This is a genomic window from Streptomyces sp. NPDC006487, from assembly GCF_042870555.1.
Classification (GTDB): Bacteria; Actinomycetota; Actinomycetes; order Streptomycetales; family Streptomycetaceae; genus Streptomyces.
In genome coordinates this window covers 204,984-219,497 of the sequence record NZ_JBIAHN010000017.1, presented here as the reverse complement: position 1 = coordinate 219,497, position 14,514 = coordinate 204,984, and the positions used below count along the sequence as shown (strand labels likewise).

Here is a 14,514-nt window from a genome sequence, read left to right as displayed (position 1 = left end):
GGAACCCATGCGGATCGGAGAGATCGCCGCGCTCGTCGGGGTCACCACCCGGGCGATCCGGCACTACCACCACGTCGGCCTGCTCCCCGAGCCGGACCGGCGCCCCAACGGCTACCGCGCCTACAGCGTGCGCGACGCCGTCCGGCTGGCCCGGGTGCGCCGGCTGACCGAGCTCGGGCTGAGCCTCGACGAGGTGCGGGACGTGCTCGCGGACGACGCGGGGCGCGAGCTGGCCGAGGTACTGGCCGAGCTCGACGCCGACCTCGCCCGCCAGCAGGCCGAACTGGCCGAGCGCAGACGGCGCCTCGCCGTCCTGCTGGCCGCCCCGCCCGGGGAGGCGGAGCCGGTCTCGCCCGCCCTCGCCGAGCTGCTCGCGAAGGCGCCCGCGACGGCCTCGCCGTCCGCCGCGCTGGACCGCGAGCACCTCAGCCTGCTGGACGCCTCGGGCGCGGTGGGCGAGGAGCTCTACGCCGTGCTCGGGACGGTCGCAGCCGACCCGGCCGTGCTCGCGCTGTACGAGCGGCTCGACGAGCTCGCCGACGCGGCCGGGGACGATCCCCGGATCGGGCCGCTCGCCGCGGAACTGGTGGCCGCGGTGCCCCCCGAGGCGTTCGCGGCGATGGCGACGGCGGCGGCGACGACGGACGGGGCCGGCGGGCCGCAGGAGGTGCCGGGGTTCCTGGAGGCCCTGCTCGCCGAATACGCCCCGGCGCAGGCGGAGGTCGTCCGCCGGGTGATGGACGCCTTCACGGACACGTGGGCCACGCAGACGAAAAGGGGCCGGGAATGAGCGCGATACGCGCGGCACGGATCGGGGTGGCCGCCGTGCTCCCCTTGGAGCTGGCGCTGCTGGTGTGCGTGGGCGCCGGAGTGAGACCGCCCGGCTGGGCCCTCGCCGTCGCCGAGGTGATGGTGCTGGGGGTCCTCCTCCTGGAGGCCGGCGTCCTGTACTCCCTGTACGCCGCCGCCCGCACCCGCGGCGCCGGCCCGGGCGCGGCCCGCCGCGAGGCCGTACGGGCCGTGGTCCCCGTGACCGTACGCCGCCTCGTGCTCCACGAGCTGCGCGCGTCCGCCTCGCTGGCCCGCTGGGCGCTGCGGCGGCCGCCGCACGGGGTGCGGCCCGGAGACCACGCGGCCCCGTACACCGGACCGCAGACGGCCATGATGTACGGGCTGGTCTTCGTGTCGCTGATCGAGACGGTGGCGCTGGCCTTCCTGATCCCCTGGCCGACCGTGCACCGCGTGCTGCTCGTCCTCGACGTGTACGGGGTGCTGCTGATGCTCGGGCTGCACGCCGCCTGCGTCACCCGGCCGCACGTCGTGAGCCCCGACGGGACCCTGCGGATCCGCTACGGAGCCCTCTTCGACCTCACCGTCCCGCCGGACGCGGTGGCATCGGTCCGGGTGGACCGGCGTTACCCCGAGGGCCGGCTCGTCACCCTCTCCGAGGACGGGGTGCTCGACCTGATCGTCGGCAGCCAGACCACGGTCACCGTGGAACTGGTCCGCCCGCTCTCCTTCCGCCGACCGCTCGGCGCCCGCGCCGAAGCCCGCGTCGTCCGCTTCCATGCGGACGAGCCGCGCGCACTGGTCGACGCACTGCGGCAGCCCACACCCCCGTGACGGGCTGCCGCAGTGCCGACGGTGTGCGCCGAGCCTGACAAGCCCGTGCGCGCCTGTCTTGTCGAAAACGGCACGGCCCGGAAACGGGCTGCCCGCCCTGCCTTCTAGCGGACCAGCGCGAATGTGGTGGCCGCGACGGCCGCGCCCACCGCGGTGCCCGCGAGGACCTGGGCGAGGGTGTGGTCCTTCAGCTCGACCCGGGACCAGCCGACGAGGGCGACCAGCGGGTAGGCGAGCAGCAGCCAGGGCCCGTAGGTCAGGGCGAGCATGGCGACGCTCCCGGAGGAGACGGCCGCGTGCACGCTGATCTTCCAGACGGGGGTCACGGCCAGCAGGGCCGCGAGGGTGACCAGCATGGCCGCGATCAGCGCGATCATCGTGCGGGGCGAGCCGAGGAGCGACATCAGCAGGATGCCGGTGGCGACCGAGCCGATGATGAACACCATCACGACGATGCGCTGTCGGCGCTGGCCGACGTGCCGGTCGGCCCAGCGGCCGCGCCGGATGCCGTACTTGATGAAGGCCAGCGGGATGACGGCGGCGAACAGGCAGCCCAGGAGCCCCCAGCAGATCCCGGAGAGGCCGGCGGTGTGCCAGCCGATCAGGAGGGTGTCGGCGATGATCCAGGTCTTGGGATCGAGCCCGTCGGTGACCAGGCGGGCCGATCGGGACTCGGTGGGCTGGGTGAGCGCGGCGGTCACGCCGTGGCCTCCTGGCTGGTCGCGGTGAGGAACTCGTCGGCCACGGAGGAGTGGTAGATCCGGGCGAGCTGGATGAGCCGCAGTACTTCGGCGGCGAAGTCGAGTTCGTCGATGCCGGCGCCGGCCGCCGGCTCCTGGGTGCCGTGGAGCGGCTGGACCCCGCGGGCCTTGCCCTCCCGGGCCGCCCGCATCCACAGGGCCTCGGCCGCCGGGCTCGTCGCAGGGTCGAACCCCGCCTCCAGGGCGGCGCGGTGCGCGCGCTCGCGGACCTCGTGGGCGGTGTAGGCGTCCAGGGTCAGGGCGGCGTCGCGGATCTCGATCACCCGCCGGTACAGCCGCAGGCGCGGGCTGCGCAGGAGGCCGGTCTTCAGGACGATGTCGGGGGTGACCGCGGTCAGGTCCTGCCAGAGCGGCTGGAGCTGCCGGTGGTGGCGGCCGTCCTGGACGGTGCGCCAGGCCACGCCGAAGGCGGGGATGCTGCTCCCGATCAGGATGAAGCCGATCGCCAGGTACTTCAGGGCGTCGGTGACGTTGTCGACGGCGATGTCGCTGGTGTCGTCGGTGAGGCCCGCGAGGCGGCTCGCGATGTACCCGGCCCGCAGCAGGGTGTAGAGCACGCCGACGGCGGTTCCGATGCCCATGAGGCGGACGCCGGTCCGCAGCCACAGGGCGCTGGCGTGCCGGGCGCTGCCCCAGAAGAGCCAGGTGGCGGTGGCCATGGCGATGCCGAGGTAGACGACGAAGAGGAGGTAGTAGACCGTGGCCCAGCCGTTGCCGGCAGTCTCCTCGAAGAAGTCGGTCATCTCGTGGGGCCGCGGGACGAAGAACGCGAAGAGCACGGCCATGGCCGTCATCGCGGTCAGGGCGGCGTAGTGGCGGGCCCGCAGTCGGCGGCCGGTCTCCGGGCGGGCGATGGCGACGACGAAGTCGACCACCGCGCCGGCCGCGATCATGCCCAGCCAGTGCTTGAGGAGGGTGGAGAGGTTGTTGACCCCCGCCCAGTCGTCCAGGGTGCGCATGACGCCGGGGAGGCGGAGGGTCATGGAGACGGTCAGGGCGGCGAACGCCGTCCACAGGGCCCGCTGTTTGACCGACCGGACGGCTGAGGGGGCGCGCCAGAGCGTCACCGCCCAGAGCATGACCAGGATGGCGATTTCGAGGTGTTTCACTTCACGACCAGGTGTTTCGAACGGGGTGCCCGAGGGCGTCATGGAGGCGTACGAGACGGTCCTCGGCCTCACTGTCACTGGAGGTCGACTGCGTCGTGTTGTAGCGGCCGGCCCGCTCGTGGATGAGCGTGGCCAGGGTCTCGGCCTGCCGCTCCTGCGGGCTGGCGAACTTGCTCCGCCCCATGAGGTGCGCCAAGCGGTCGATGTCGAGGCCGAGTTCCTCGTCGATCGATTCGGTCCTGCGCGCCACGTTCCTGATCCGGGCCGCCTCGGTGCGGATGATCGAGGCCACGGGCAGCTCGGGGCGGTCGAGTCCGGAGACGGCCGTGTGCGTACGCGTCAGCAGGCGCTGGAAGTGCTCGGAGGCCCGGGCGATCTCCCGGTCCGACGGCTGTTCGGGGATGTCGAGTTCGGGAGCGACGTGGCCGAGCAGCATGTGCGAGATCTCGTGGAGGACGATCTGCACCTTGAGGATCTCGGCCGCGACGGCGTCGTAGAAGACGAGGTCGGCGACGTCCAGTCCGAGCCAGATCCCGCAGGGCAGGGCGGGGTCGGGGGGTCCGTCGAGGGGCAGCAGGATCAGCGGCCGGCCGCGCTGCGCGGCTATGCCCTCGCAGAAGGCTTCCAGGTCGAAGGGCCGGGGGATGACGAGCCGGTCCGCGACGGCCGCGCACTCCGCGTCGGCGCGCTTCCACCAGCGCATGGTCGCCCTCCCCACCCGTCATCGCCCAGTCCGCACACCCGATCGGGTTTGAGAGTAACCGGAAGCACAGCAGGGGCTCGCTGAGGGAGTATCGGTGGCCGGAATATGGCCGATCGGGTCAGTCGCGTGGCTGATTCGAGCCTCAGGAGTCCTTGCCGCGGCGGCGGCGGGGCTTCACATCCGGCAGTCCTTCGGCCTTCCGGAGCTGCTTGATCAGGCCGGTGACGGACCGCATGGATCCGGCGGACAGCCCACTGAGGCGGAAGGCCGCGGCCTTGACCTGCTCGTCCTCGAGGACCTGGGCGAACTCGTCGGCCGCGGCGGCCTTGCCCATCTCCTCGCGCAGCCGCGCGATCCGTTCCTCGATCCGCTGCTCGATCGCCTGGGCGTTCTCGCCGTCGGCCAGGTATCCGACGGTGACGCCGAAGAAGTTGGCGATCGCGCGGATCGAGTCGATGCCCGGATTCGGGTTGTTGTTCAGCCGGATCGTCTGGACCGTGCCGTGCGAGACGGAGGGACCGGACAGCTTCTTGGTGCCCTCGGCGATCTCCTGGTACGTGTACGGCCCGCGGCCCGCCGGATGGATCGTCTCGATCAAGAAGCCGAGGCGGTCACCCATGGTGTCCCGCCGGTCGGTGGGGGTCTCCTCACCCATCACCGTCACTGCTCCCGTCTACGGCTGGACCTCATGGTCCAGTACTAAATCATCACCGGCATTATCTACCTGCCTAGATGGCTTTCGCCACACAGTGCAACGAACTCCGTCTACCCAGCTAGCGGAGCTCGTGGAATGTGACCCACGCCATATTGCCCTCGGGGCGCCCCGCGGGACCTTGACAGGGCCTGTGTGCCGCGGCGTATCTTCGTCCAGCCGTCTAGCCCACTAGATGGTTCGGCGCTTCCTCGCTGGACGCAACGCGTCTAGTCGACTGAGTTCCGGAGCCGGTGGGCGGGGACGGAAGGGGGGGAGGAGCCGCGATGCCGCAACGGCGGCAGGCTCCAGGTGCAGGACCAGGGGGTCGGCGCGCTCGCCCGCGGGCTGGGGTACGGGGGTCCTCAGCCCGGGGCGGGCGAACCGCTCGCCGACGGGTGCCGACGCCCGTCGGCCGGGTCCGGCGGAATCCAACGGGGGAGCCGCCGCCGGACCCGCGCGGCCCGGGACGCGATCCGAGGCGCGCCCCGGGCCGTGATCCGGGCCGTGACCGATGGCCTGGGCCCGACGGCTCGTCGCCGAAGGCCGGGGCCCGAAGGCCGGGGCCCGACGGCCTAGCCGGACAGCATCACGCTGCTGACCCGGCCCGCCATCCGGTCCAGCGCCGAACCGGGCGCGAGGCCGCCCCGCAGCAGGACGAACCGGGACGGGGGCAGCCCCGTCATCGCCTTCACCTCACGGCTCAGGTGCGCCTGGTCGTGGTAGCCGCACACCGCCGCCACCTGCGCCGCCGCCGTTCCCGCCGCCAGCAGCCGCAGGGCGTGCTGCAGCCGGAACACCCGGGCCATGGCCTTGGGCGACAGCCCCACCTGCTCGCGGAACCGGGCCCGTACGGTACGGGCGCTCCACCCCGTCGCGGCGCTCACCCGGGTCAGGGAGCGGGTGTTCGCCCACAGTCCGGAGAGGGCGCCGTCGACCTCGGGCGCGGGGAACGGGCCGCGGTCCAGGCGGGCGCAGAACAGCTCGTCGAGCACGGCGAAGCGCTCCGTCCACGAGGGGAGGGCCTGGAGCCGTTCGGTGAGGTGGAGGCCCGGCGCTCCGAGCACGTCCACCAGATCCACGTGGGCGTCCTCGAAGTGCCACATCGGAATGCCGAACAGCCGGTAGCAGCCCTGCGGGGTCATGTTCACCTCCAGCCCGTGCACCACCCCCGCGTGCACCCCGATCGCCGGCACCGTGCGCGGGCCGCTGATCATGGCCCGGGACGCGGGCCGCAGCCGGGTCGCGGCGAGGTCCTCCGTACGGGAGACCCACAGGCCCTCGGCGAAGTTGAAGACCAGTGTCACGCAGCCGGTGGGAAGCTCCAGGCGGCGTCTCGGGGCCGTGAACTCGGTGTGGAACCCCGTGTAGTTGATGATCAGCGAGCGCAACGCGGCGGCCGGCGGGCGGCGGCGGGCCGATCTGGCGCCCGCGGTGGCGGCCGGCATCGTGCGTACGTCGAAGGCGTCGACCGCTCCCATGTCCGGTACCTCCCCCCGCTGTTGCGCGGCCGGTGATACCGCGCGGTCGGCCGATGATGGCAGGTCAGGGGCCGCGATGTCAGGATGCGTGCACGACGGAGATCATCAAGGGGGGAGTCAGCGGGTGCGGAGACTGCGGGTGTACACGTCCGTACGGTTCCGTGGTGCGTCGGAGTTGGCTTCGGTGAGCACCGCCCGCACCCCCTTGCCGTCTGCGACCAGGCCCTGGTAGTCGCCGAGGAAGTAGCCCCCGGCGAACGGCGCCTGCAGCCAGTCGAAGACCCGTGAGATCCGTCGTTCGGTCCGCAGGCGCGAGTCTCCGTGCGGCAGTGTGGCCAGCTGATAGGCGGTGGGCAGGGTGGTGGTGTCGCCCGGCTTCAGGAAGCGCAGGTCGTAGTAGGTGAGCGCGACCGTGCCCCGGTCGTCGACCGCGATCGACGGGGAGAAGGCCGGCACGTCCTCAGGGCTGATCAACTCGGGGGTCCCCCAGGTGCGTCCGCCGTCGGTGGAGCGCACGAGCTGGACCGAGTCGAAGCTGCCGCCGGAGAAGTCCGAGCCCTCGTAGGCCATGTACAGCGCGCCTGATGCGGGGTCGACGGCCGGGCTGGGCAGGGTGGCCGCGGCGCGCAGCGGTTTGGCGGGGTCGTTCGGGTCGACCTCCGGTACGGAGGTGTCGCGGGCCACGGTGGCCGGGGCGCTCCACGTTTCCCCGGCGTCGGTGGAGGTGACCACCTCGTAGTGGGCTTCGGTGACGGTGCTCAGGTCGTCGGAGTAGGTGATCCGGTCGTAGAAGTCGTACAGGGTGCCGGTGCGCCGGTCGACGACGATCACATGGCCGATGGTCTGGGTGTTCGGCACGGCGCCGGTGTCGACGAACCGCCGGGCCTCGCTCCAGGTGCGGCCGCCGTCGCGGGTGAGGGAGATGTAGCCGGGACCGTCGAGGGAGCTGGGGCCGGGAGGGTCGTTGTCGAGGCGGTCCCAGACCTGATAGGCGGTGCCTTCGCGGATCGGGTCGGCGGTGAGCGAGGGCTTGTCGTTGAAGAACGGCTGCTCGTCGACGCGGGTGGTGGTGAGGTTCTGCCAGGTGCGGCCGCCGTCGCGGGACGTGGCGGCCAGGAGGGCGCTGCGCGTGCTCTTGGTGAAGTCGACGCCTTCCCCGCTCGCGTAGACGGTGCCGTCCGGGCCGGTGCTCACCCAGGGGTCGGAGGCCCGCTCGTAGTCCGCGCCGCCGGGGGCGCACAGGCTGAACGGCAGCGTGCTCTGGTGGAAGGTCCGGCCGTCGGTGGTCCAGGAGGCCGCCAGGCCTCGGGCGGCGCCGTCGCTCCAGCGGTCCTGCTGGTACACGGTGACCACGCGTGTCGGGTCGCGCGGATCGACGGACAGGTACGGCTCGACCTCGGTGCCCGGGTAGACGGTGCTCTCGGGGGAGATCGCGCCGATGGTGCAGTCCGCGTACGGGTCACCGTGGGACACCTTGACCAGTGGCGTGCCGTCGGGGTTCCGGGCTGCTGCCGCGGGGGTCGCGGTGGCGACCGTGGAGAGCAGGAGCGCGGCGGTGGTGACGGCGGTGGTGACGGCGGGCAGGGGCAGGAAGGCGCGCATGCGGGATCTCCTCCGGGCCTGTCGGCCGGGGTACGGGACCGCCGTCATCGGGGCGGCCTGGGGCGCGGAGGTGTGCCGGAACGCGAGGGTGGGGCGGCTCCGCTTGGTCCTTTTCGGCGTGGCAGCCGGTGCCCTTGATGGGCCGAACGACGGAGTCGTCCCCGCGGTCGTCGGGGAGCACGGCGGAGCCGACCGGCGGTGTACCGTGCCGGTCGGCTCCTTGGCCGTGCTGTTGCGGGGCCGTCTCGCAGGTCCCCGGAGAGGGCCGTGAGCCCTGGGCCGCGGGCCGGTTGTCGATGCCGGCGGGGGCGGCCTTGGCTCAGGCGGTTGATGGAGCGGGATGGGTCAGGGCATCGAAGCGGTGACGGCGGCCGTGTGCCGACCGGTCACGTGATGGCCTGCTTGGTCCCGTCAGGCAGCTTGCAGGAGTCGCCGGCGTAGGGCTGTGAAACGACCTGTCCGCCGGCGGCCGCGCAGTCTTCCCTGGAGATGTTCGGAGACGAGGCGGCCGCGGCGCTGACCGCGCCGACGGCACTCGCGCCGACAAGGGTTGCCGAGGCCAGGGCGAGGCCCAGCATTCTTCGCATGCGCATGACTTCCTCCTCCTCTCAGGCGCCTTCGTTCGGCCTTCGGGAAGGACAAGTCTCAAGACGACGGCGCCCTCCTACTCAGCATGGGCGCTCCGCCCGGGGCCCGCGAGCCGACGCCGGGCGCGGTTCTCCCAACGCGGTTCGTGGGCCGCCGCGCGGCAGGCACCGGTCGCGGCGCCGCCCGCCACTCCGGCCCCGGTCAGCCCGTTCAGGCAAGTCTGCAGGTCTCCGACCACGCCACGGCCGCAGGCCGCCGCGGCGGAGCCGGAATCGGTGGCACCGGCCAGCTCGGCCATTTGTGTGCAGGCGGGAATGTCCGCCCGGACCGCGGGAGCGGCGAGGACCGTGCCGCCGAGGGTCAGGGCCAGGCCGGTGAGCGCACCGGCGATACGGGTCGACGTGCGCATGGTGACGCACCTGCCTTCCGTGTCGGCCACACGCCGAGTAACCGCGACGGCGCGGAGCGCGGCAGCCGGCGTGTCACCCGACTGGCCCAACAGGACGTGCCGCCCCCATGGGTGAGAAGCTGGCTGAAGACCCCATCGAGGCAATCCGTGAAAGGGGAACCACATGCGCATTCGACGAATACTGGCCGCCGCGTTCGCGACGGTAGCCCTCGCCGGACTCGGCCTCACCGGTGTCGCAACCGCCACCGCACAGAGTGTTCCGTCCGTCGTCACCCCTTCCGAATGCAAGCAGGGCGGCGGAACGCCCGCGGTCAACGACGCGGGCAACTTCTGCAAGGGCGGTACGTACGACGGAGAGCAGGTCGACTAACCCCCAACAAGGCGTCCCGCAGCCACGCGCCGCGGGGCGCTCCCGCGCGCCACGGACCCGGCCAGATCCGAAAGGGGCCGGCCTAGACCGGAGCGAAGAGCACCTTCGCCCGCCCCGGGTCCGCCTGCGTCAGCCGGACCCTGATCCGCTCGCCCAGCGGCAGCTCCGCCGACGCGGACTCCACGCGGCCGATCACCGCCGGCTCCTCCAGGTGGACCGTGCCGACCAGCGGCTCGTGGTCCTTGACGTCGATGACCGTCGCCTCGAAGGTCTCCCCGACGCGGTCCTTGAGGAGCGCCGCCTCCACCAGGTCCACGGACTCCCGCTCCGCCGAGTTCGCCTGCCGGGTCCCGTCCGCCATCTCCTTCGGCAGGGCGTCGAGCGCGTCCACCGCCCACCCGGGAGGCTGTTCCCCGGCGACGGCCGCCACGCACAGCTCGCCCGCGTACCGGTCGACGAGCCGGCGCAGCGGCGCGGTGCAGTGGGTGTACGGGGCCGCGACCGCGGCGTGCAGCACGGGGTCCGGGGGCCGGCCGCCGGTGAAGACCGTGTAGCCGGCGCCGCGCAGCAGGGCCGTGCACTCCTGGAGGAAGGCGGCGTGGGCGGGCCGGTGCGGATCGAGGCCGCGCACGAGCTCCGCGTACGGGACGTGGTGCGGCCAGTCGATCCGCAGGGCCTTCGCCGCCCGGCGCAGCCGCCCGACCGCTCCGTCGGGGGCGGTCGGCAGGGTCCGCAGGATCCCGGTCCCGGCGGCGAGCATCAGCTCGGCGGCTGCCATGCCGGTCATGAGGGAGATCTGCGCGTTCCAGCCGTCGGCCGGGAGCGGAGCCCGGTAGACCAGGCTGTACGAGCCCTCGCGCTCGACGATCTCCTGCTCGGGCACGTTCAGCGAAATCCCCCCGCGCTCCGCCTCCAGGGCCTCGCGCAGCCGTCCGATGTCCTTCAGCAGGGCCAGCGGCTCCTCGGCGGTGCCCGCGTCGATGGCCTTCTGGACGCCGTCGTAATCGAGTTTGGCCCGGCTGCGCACGCGGGCGCGGCGGACGTCGGTGCTCTCCACCCGCCCCTCGGCGTCCAGGTCGAGCCGCCACAGCAGGGCCGGGCAGGTCTGGTCGGGGAGCAGGCTGGCGGCGCCCTCCGAGAGCACGGCCGGGTGCAGGGGGACCTTCTCGTCGGGGAAGTAGAGGGTGGTGACCCGCCGGTGGGCCTCGGTGTCGAGGGCGCCGCCCGGGATGACGTAGGCGGCGACGTCGGCGATGGCGTAGTGGACCCGGTAACCGCCCGAGGGGCGCTTCGCCAGGTGCATGGCCTGGTCCAGATCGCGTGAGGTCGGCGGATCGATCGTGAAGAAGGGGATGTCGGTGGCGTCGAAGTCCGGCAGCAGGGGGCTGCGTACCGCCCGCTCGGCCTCGGCGAGTACGGGCGCCGGGAATTCTTCCGGCACCTCCAGCTTCGTCCGCAGTTCACGCAGCGCGGCGCGCAGAGCAGCCCCGTCTGCGCCGGTCATGATCATATGACGGCGTGGCATGAGCCGAGCCTATGGCCGGTGGGCCCGGGCGGCACGGCGAGCCGTCTACCCTGGTCGGGGGCCGCACCCCCGCCGCTGTGCCGTGCCCGTCGAAGGAGAACCACCGTGCTCGTGCTGCTGCCGCCGTCCGAAGGAAAGGCCGCCGGCGGCTCCGGCGCACCGCTGAAGCCGGAGACGCTCTCGCTGCCGGGGCTGGCCGCGGCCCGCGCCGCCGTGCTGGAGGAACTGGTCGAGCTGTGCGTGGGCGACGAGCCGAAGGCCCGCGAGGTGCTCGGCCTGAGCGAGGGCCTGCGCGGTGAGGTCGCCAAGAACACGGAGCTGCTGACGGCGGTCGCCCGCCCGGCCGGCGAGATCTACACGGGCGTCCTCTACGACGCGCTGGGCCTGTCGACCCTCACGCCCGGGGCGGCGTCCCTGGCCGCGGAATCCCTGCTGGTCTTCTCGGGCCTGTGGGGAGCGGTCGGGGTCGAGGACCGCATCCCCTCCTACCGCTGCTCGATGGGCGTGAAGCTGCCGGGGCTGGGCGCGCTGGGCGCGTTCTGGCGCGAACCGATGGCTTCGGTCATGCCGGAGGCGGCGGGGGAGGGCCTGGTCCTGGACCTGCGGTCCTCGGCGTACGCCTCGGCGTGGAAGCCGAAGGGGGAGGTGGCGGGGCGCACGGCCACGGTCCGCGTGCTGCACTCCCAGATGGTGGACGGGGTGGAGAAGCGCTCGGTGGTGAGCCACTTCAACAAGGCCACCAAGGGCCGTCTGGTCCGCGACCTCCTGTCGGCGGGCGCGGTCCCCGCGTCCCCGGCGGAGCTGGTGACGGCCCTGCGGGACCTGGGCTTCACGGTGGAGGCCGAAGCCCCCGCGAAGCCGGGCAAGGCCTGGTCCCTCGACGTGGTCGTCACCCAGATCCACTGACCCGGGCCCACTGACCCGGGCCCACTGACCCGGACCCGCGCCTCAAACGCCGGCGGGGCTGGATCGTGGCCGGCGCCTAATCCGGCCCCACCCGGCGTGTGCCCATCCAGCCGTCCGGCGTTCGAGGACCGGGGTCCGGGGCGGAGCCCCGGGGGTCGCTCCGGCGGGAGCCGGTCAGCGGCCCAGGGGCCAGGCGACCGTGGCGGGGGTCTGGTCGGAGGCGCCGGCATACGTGGCGCACGCGTCCGTGAGGGTTTCCAGCAGGGTCAGCGGATCGACGAGCGGGTGCTCGATGCCGCGGAGCCAGGTCACCGAGAGGTCCCCCGGCAGGGCGGCCGGCGGCACCAGTACGTAGCTGCCGCGGCAGTGCCAGCGCAGTCCGGGGTGCTCGTCCATCGTCTCGGGGTGGCAGTCCAGTTCACAGGGCCACCACTCGTCCTCGTCCTCGGGCGTACCCCGGGTCGCGGTGAAGAAGAGCATCCGGGCCTGGTCGCCCGTACCGCCCGATTCCGCGACCGGGCCGACCTCGATGCCGGCGGCCAGCAGGCGCTCCAGCGCGCTGTGCCCGGCTTCCAGGGGGACGTCCAGTACGTCGTGGACCATGCCCGTCGCGGTGATGAAGTTGGCCGCGGGCTGGTTGCGCGCCCAGCGTTCGACCTGCGCGCGGTCCGTCGTGGACTGCGTCTGCCAGGCGAAGGAGACGGGGTGGCGTGCGGGTGTCGGACAGCCGATCCGGTCGCACGAACACCGGTAGCCGGCGGGATGCGCGGCGGGGGAGATCGGCAGACCCGCCGCGGCGACGGCCAGCAGCAGGGCTTCGCGTTCTCGTCCGGGGTCCGCGGCGTCGGGTTTGGGCTTGCGGCGCAGCCACTGGGAAATCCTGCTCTGCTCGCCGCGTTTGACGCGGCCCGACTCAGACCCCATCTATCCCCTCACCTACACCGTTGCCCCGGCAGACCCTCACATGTTCCCACCATCCTGGGCGCCGGGTGACCGCACCCCCGGACCGGGACTCCCACATAACCATAGAAATCGGCCATATGTTCTCGGCCGTCGGAGGCCCATGACTTATCCCACCCCCGGCCCCACCCCGGCCCCGCCCGGCTCCCGTTCCGGCCCCGCCGGTCCCGCCCCTGGTCAGGGCCTCGCGCCGGCTCCGCCCAGCACCGAGTCCACCAGCGCGTCCGCATACGCGTGCGTGAGCGGCGCCGTGCGCAGCAGCCAGCGGTAGGTCAGGGGTCCGAGCAGCATCTCCACGGTGAGCCGCAGATCGGTGTCCGGCGGGAGCTGCCCGGCCTCGCGGGCCGACCGCAACCGCTCCTCGTACAGCGCGAGCTGCGGTTCGAGGAGCTGCTCGGTGAAGCGCGCCCCGAGCTCGGGGTCGGTGGCGCCGGCCGCCGTCAGGGCGCGCGCGGGGGCCGCGTACCGCTCGTCGGCGAACTCGTCCACCGTGGCCCTCAGTACGTACTTCAGGTCGGCGGCCAGGTCCCCGGTGTCGGGGAAGCCGGTCCACGCCCCCTCGGACTGCGCGTCCCCGGCGAGCGCGACCGAGGCGTCAAGCAGGACCGCGGCCTTCGACGGCCACCAGCGGTAGATGGTCTGCTTGCCGACTCCGGCGCGGGCGGCGATGGCCTCGATGGTCAGCTTGTTGTAGCCGACCTCTCCCACCAGTTCGAGCGCCGCGTCCAGGATGGCCCGCCGCGAGCGGTCGCTGCGGCGGGTGGCGTCCGGGGTCCGGGGTGCGGAGGCGGTGCCGGTGCCGGGATCAGGGAGGGGACTGGAGCTCATTTCGGCAACTTATCAACCGCGAACCGCTCGTCTTTCAGCCGTTCGGGAAACCACCCAATCAGTTCACTGCGCCGTTCCCGTCGAGGAGAGACGATTCTCTTCTCATCACCGTGAGGAGCCTTCGTTGCGCAGAGACGCCACACCCCGGCGCTACTTGATGTGCCCACCCGCGCACTTCAAGGTCACGTACTCCATCAACCCGTGGATGGACCCCACGAAACCGGTGGACCTGCCCCTGGCCATGGCCCAGTGGGAGGACCTCCGCGACCGCTACGTGGCCCTCGGCCACACCGTCGAGACCCTCGTCCCGGACCGCGGTCTGCCCGACATGGTCTTCGCGGCGAACGGCGCCCTCGTCGTCGACGGACGGGTGCTGGGCGCGCGGTTCGCCTATCCCGAGCGGGCCGCCGAGGCGGAGATCCACCTCGACTGGTTCCGCGGTCACGGCTTCCAGGACGTGCACGAGCCGTCCCACGTCAACGAGGGCGAGGGCGATTTCGCCGTCACCGCCACCTACATCCTGGCCGGCCGGGGCTTCCGCTCCAGCCCGCTCTCGCACGACGAGGCCCAGGAGTTCTTCGGCCGTCCGGTCATCGGTCTCGACCTGGTCGACCCGCGCTACTACCACCTGGACACGGCCCTGTCCGTGCTCGACGGCGACGAGGTCATGTACTACCCGGACGCCTTCTCCGAGGGCAGCCGGGCGGTCCTGCGCCGGCTCTTCCCCGACGCGCTGATCGCGCAGGCCCAGGACGCGGCGGCCCTCGGGCTGAACGCGGTCTCGGACGGCCGGCACGTGCTGCTCCCGCAGGAGGCGACCGGGCTCTTCGCGCCGTTGCGGGCGCGGGGGTTCGAGCCGGTTCCGATGGACCTGGGGGAGCTGCTCAAGGGCGGCGGCAGCGTCAAGTGCTGCACGCAGGAGCTGAGGCCCTAGCCGGCGGCGGGTCGCGCCGCCCCC

General features: G+C 72.7%; 15 protein-coding genes and 1 pseudogene. 5 read left to right on the top strand and 11 right to left on the bottom strand.

Annotated features, from left to right (window positions below; all coding sequences use genetic code 11):
• Positions 1 to 7 precede the first annotated feature (7 nt).
• Positions 8 to 790: a MerR family transcriptional regulator gene (locus tag ACFYM0_RS29175; protein ID WP_388506520.1), complete on the top strand. Its 783-nt coding sequence runs from the start codon at positions 8 to 10 to the stop codon at positions 788 to 790.
• Positions 787 to 1,623 (top strand): hypothetical protein, encoded by an 837-nt coding sequence (locus ACFYM0_RS29170; RefSeq protein ID WP_388506518.1) that lies wholly within the window; start codon positions 787 to 789, stop codon positions 1,621 to 1,623. Before ACFYM0_RS29175 ends, ACFYM0_RS29170 begins: the two co-directional genes overlap by 4 nt.
• Positions 1,624 to 1,727: 104 nt before the next feature.
• On the opposite strand, the gene ACFYM0_RS29165 is transcribed toward ACFYM0_RS29170, so the two are convergent.
• The 8 genes from ACFYM0_RS29165 to ACFYM0_RS29130 form a co-directional block, all read right to left on the bottom strand.
• Positions 1,728 to 2,324, bottom strand: a complete 597-nt coding sequence (locus tag ACFYM0_RS29165; protein ID WP_388506516.1) for a hypothetical protein — start codon at positions 2,322 to 2,324, stop codon at positions 1,728 to 1,730.
• Entirely contained in the window at positions 2,321 to 3,493 is a 1,173-nt protein-coding gene (locus ACFYM0_RS29160) for an MAB_1171c family putative transporter (protein WP_388506514.1), read from the bottom strand. The genes ACFYM0_RS29165 and ACFYM0_RS29160 overlap by 4 nt, the downstream gene beginning before the upstream one ends.
• A gap of 1 nt (position 3,494) precedes the next feature.
• Positions 3,495 to 4,196 (bottom strand): hypothetical protein, encoded by a 702-nt coding sequence (locus tag ACFYM0_RS29155; protein WP_327252493.1) that lies wholly within the window; start codon positions 4,194 to 4,196, stop codon positions 3,495 to 3,497.
• Between the two features lie 142 nt (positions 4,197 to 4,338).
• Entirely contained in the window at positions 4,339 to 4,851 is a 513-nt protein-coding gene (locus ACFYM0_RS29150; RefSeq protein WP_327252492.1) for an XRE family transcriptional regulator, read from the bottom strand.
• A 611-nt stretch (positions 4,852 to 5,462) separates the two neighbouring features.
• Complete coding sequence (locus ACFYM0_RS29145) at positions 5,463 to 6,368, bottom strand: helix-turn-helix domain-containing protein (RefSeq protein ID WP_388506512.1); 906 nt, start codon at positions 6,366 to 6,368, stop codon at positions 5,463 to 5,465.
• A gap of 117 nt (positions 6,369 to 6,485) precedes the next feature.
• Positions 6,486 to 7,970, bottom strand: a complete 1,485-nt coding sequence (locus ACFYM0_RS29140; RefSeq protein ID WP_388506510.1) for a sialidase family protein — start codon at positions 7,968 to 7,970, stop codon at positions 6,486 to 6,488.
• 386 nt (positions 7,971 to 8,356) lie between these two features.
• The gene (locus ACFYM0_RS29135; RefSeq protein ID WP_388506508.1) at positions 8,357 to 8,563 is read right to left on the bottom strand and encodes a hypothetical protein; all 207 of its coding nucleotides are present in this window, start codon (positions 8,561 to 8,563) and stop codon (positions 8,357 to 8,359) included.
• 71 nt (positions 8,564 to 8,634) lie between these two features.
• Positions 8,635 to 8,967 carry a hypothetical protein gene (locus tag ACFYM0_RS29130; protein ID WP_388506507.1) on the bottom strand — a complete coding sequence of 111 codons (333 nt, stop codon included), beginning with the start codon at positions 8,965 to 8,967 and terminating at the stop codon, positions 8,635 to 8,637.
• Positions 8,968 to 9,130: 163 nt separating this feature from the next.
• Here ACFYM0_RS29130 and ACFYM0_RS29125 point away from each other — a divergent pair, with 163 nt between their 5' ends.
• The gene (locus ACFYM0_RS29125; protein ID WP_388506505.1) at positions 9,131 to 9,337 is read left to right on the top strand and encodes a hypothetical protein; all 207 of its coding nucleotides are present in this window, start codon (positions 9,131 to 9,133) and stop codon (positions 9,335 to 9,337) included.
• A gap of 82 nt (positions 9,338 to 9,419) precedes the next feature.
• On the opposite strand, the gene ACFYM0_RS29120 is transcribed toward ACFYM0_RS29125, so the two are convergent.
• Complete coding sequence (locus ACFYM0_RS29120; RefSeq protein WP_388506503.1) at positions 9,420 to 10,862, bottom strand: RNB domain-containing ribonuclease; 1,443 nt, start codon at positions 10,860 to 10,862, stop codon at positions 9,420 to 9,422.
• Positions 10,863 to 10,967: 105 nt separating this feature from the next.
• On the opposite strand from ACFYM0_RS29120, the gene yaaA reads away from it, so the two are divergent.
• On the top strand, positions 10,968 to 11,768 hold the full coding sequence (yaaA, locus tag ACFYM0_RS29115; protein ID WP_388506501.1) for a peroxide stress protein YaaA: 801 nt from the start codon (positions 10,968 to 10,970) through the stop codon (positions 11,766 to 11,768).
• Between the two features lie 174 nt (positions 11,769 to 11,942).
• Here yaaA and ACFYM0_RS29110 read toward each other — a convergent pair whose 3' ends face one another.
• Positions 11,943 to 12,692, bottom strand: a complete 750-nt coding sequence (locus ACFYM0_RS29110; protein WP_388506499.1) for a bifunctional DNA primase/polymerase — start codon at positions 12,690 to 12,692, stop codon at positions 11,943 to 11,945.
• A 213-nt stretch (positions 12,693 to 12,905) separates the two neighbouring features.
• A complete protein-coding gene (locus ACFYM0_RS29105; RefSeq protein WP_388506497.1) occupies positions 12,906 to 13,556 on the bottom strand; it encodes a TetR/AcrR family transcriptional regulator in 651 nt (216 codons plus the stop codon).
• 97 nt (positions 13,557 to 13,653) lie between these two features.
• On the opposite strand from ACFYM0_RS29105, the pseudogene ddaH reads away from it, so the two are divergent.
• Positions 13,654 to 14,490 (top strand): annotated as a pseudogene (gene ddaH, locus ACFYM0_RS29100) (dimethylargininase); the annotation flags it as partial.
• Positions 14,491 to 14,514: the final 24 nt, after the last annotated feature.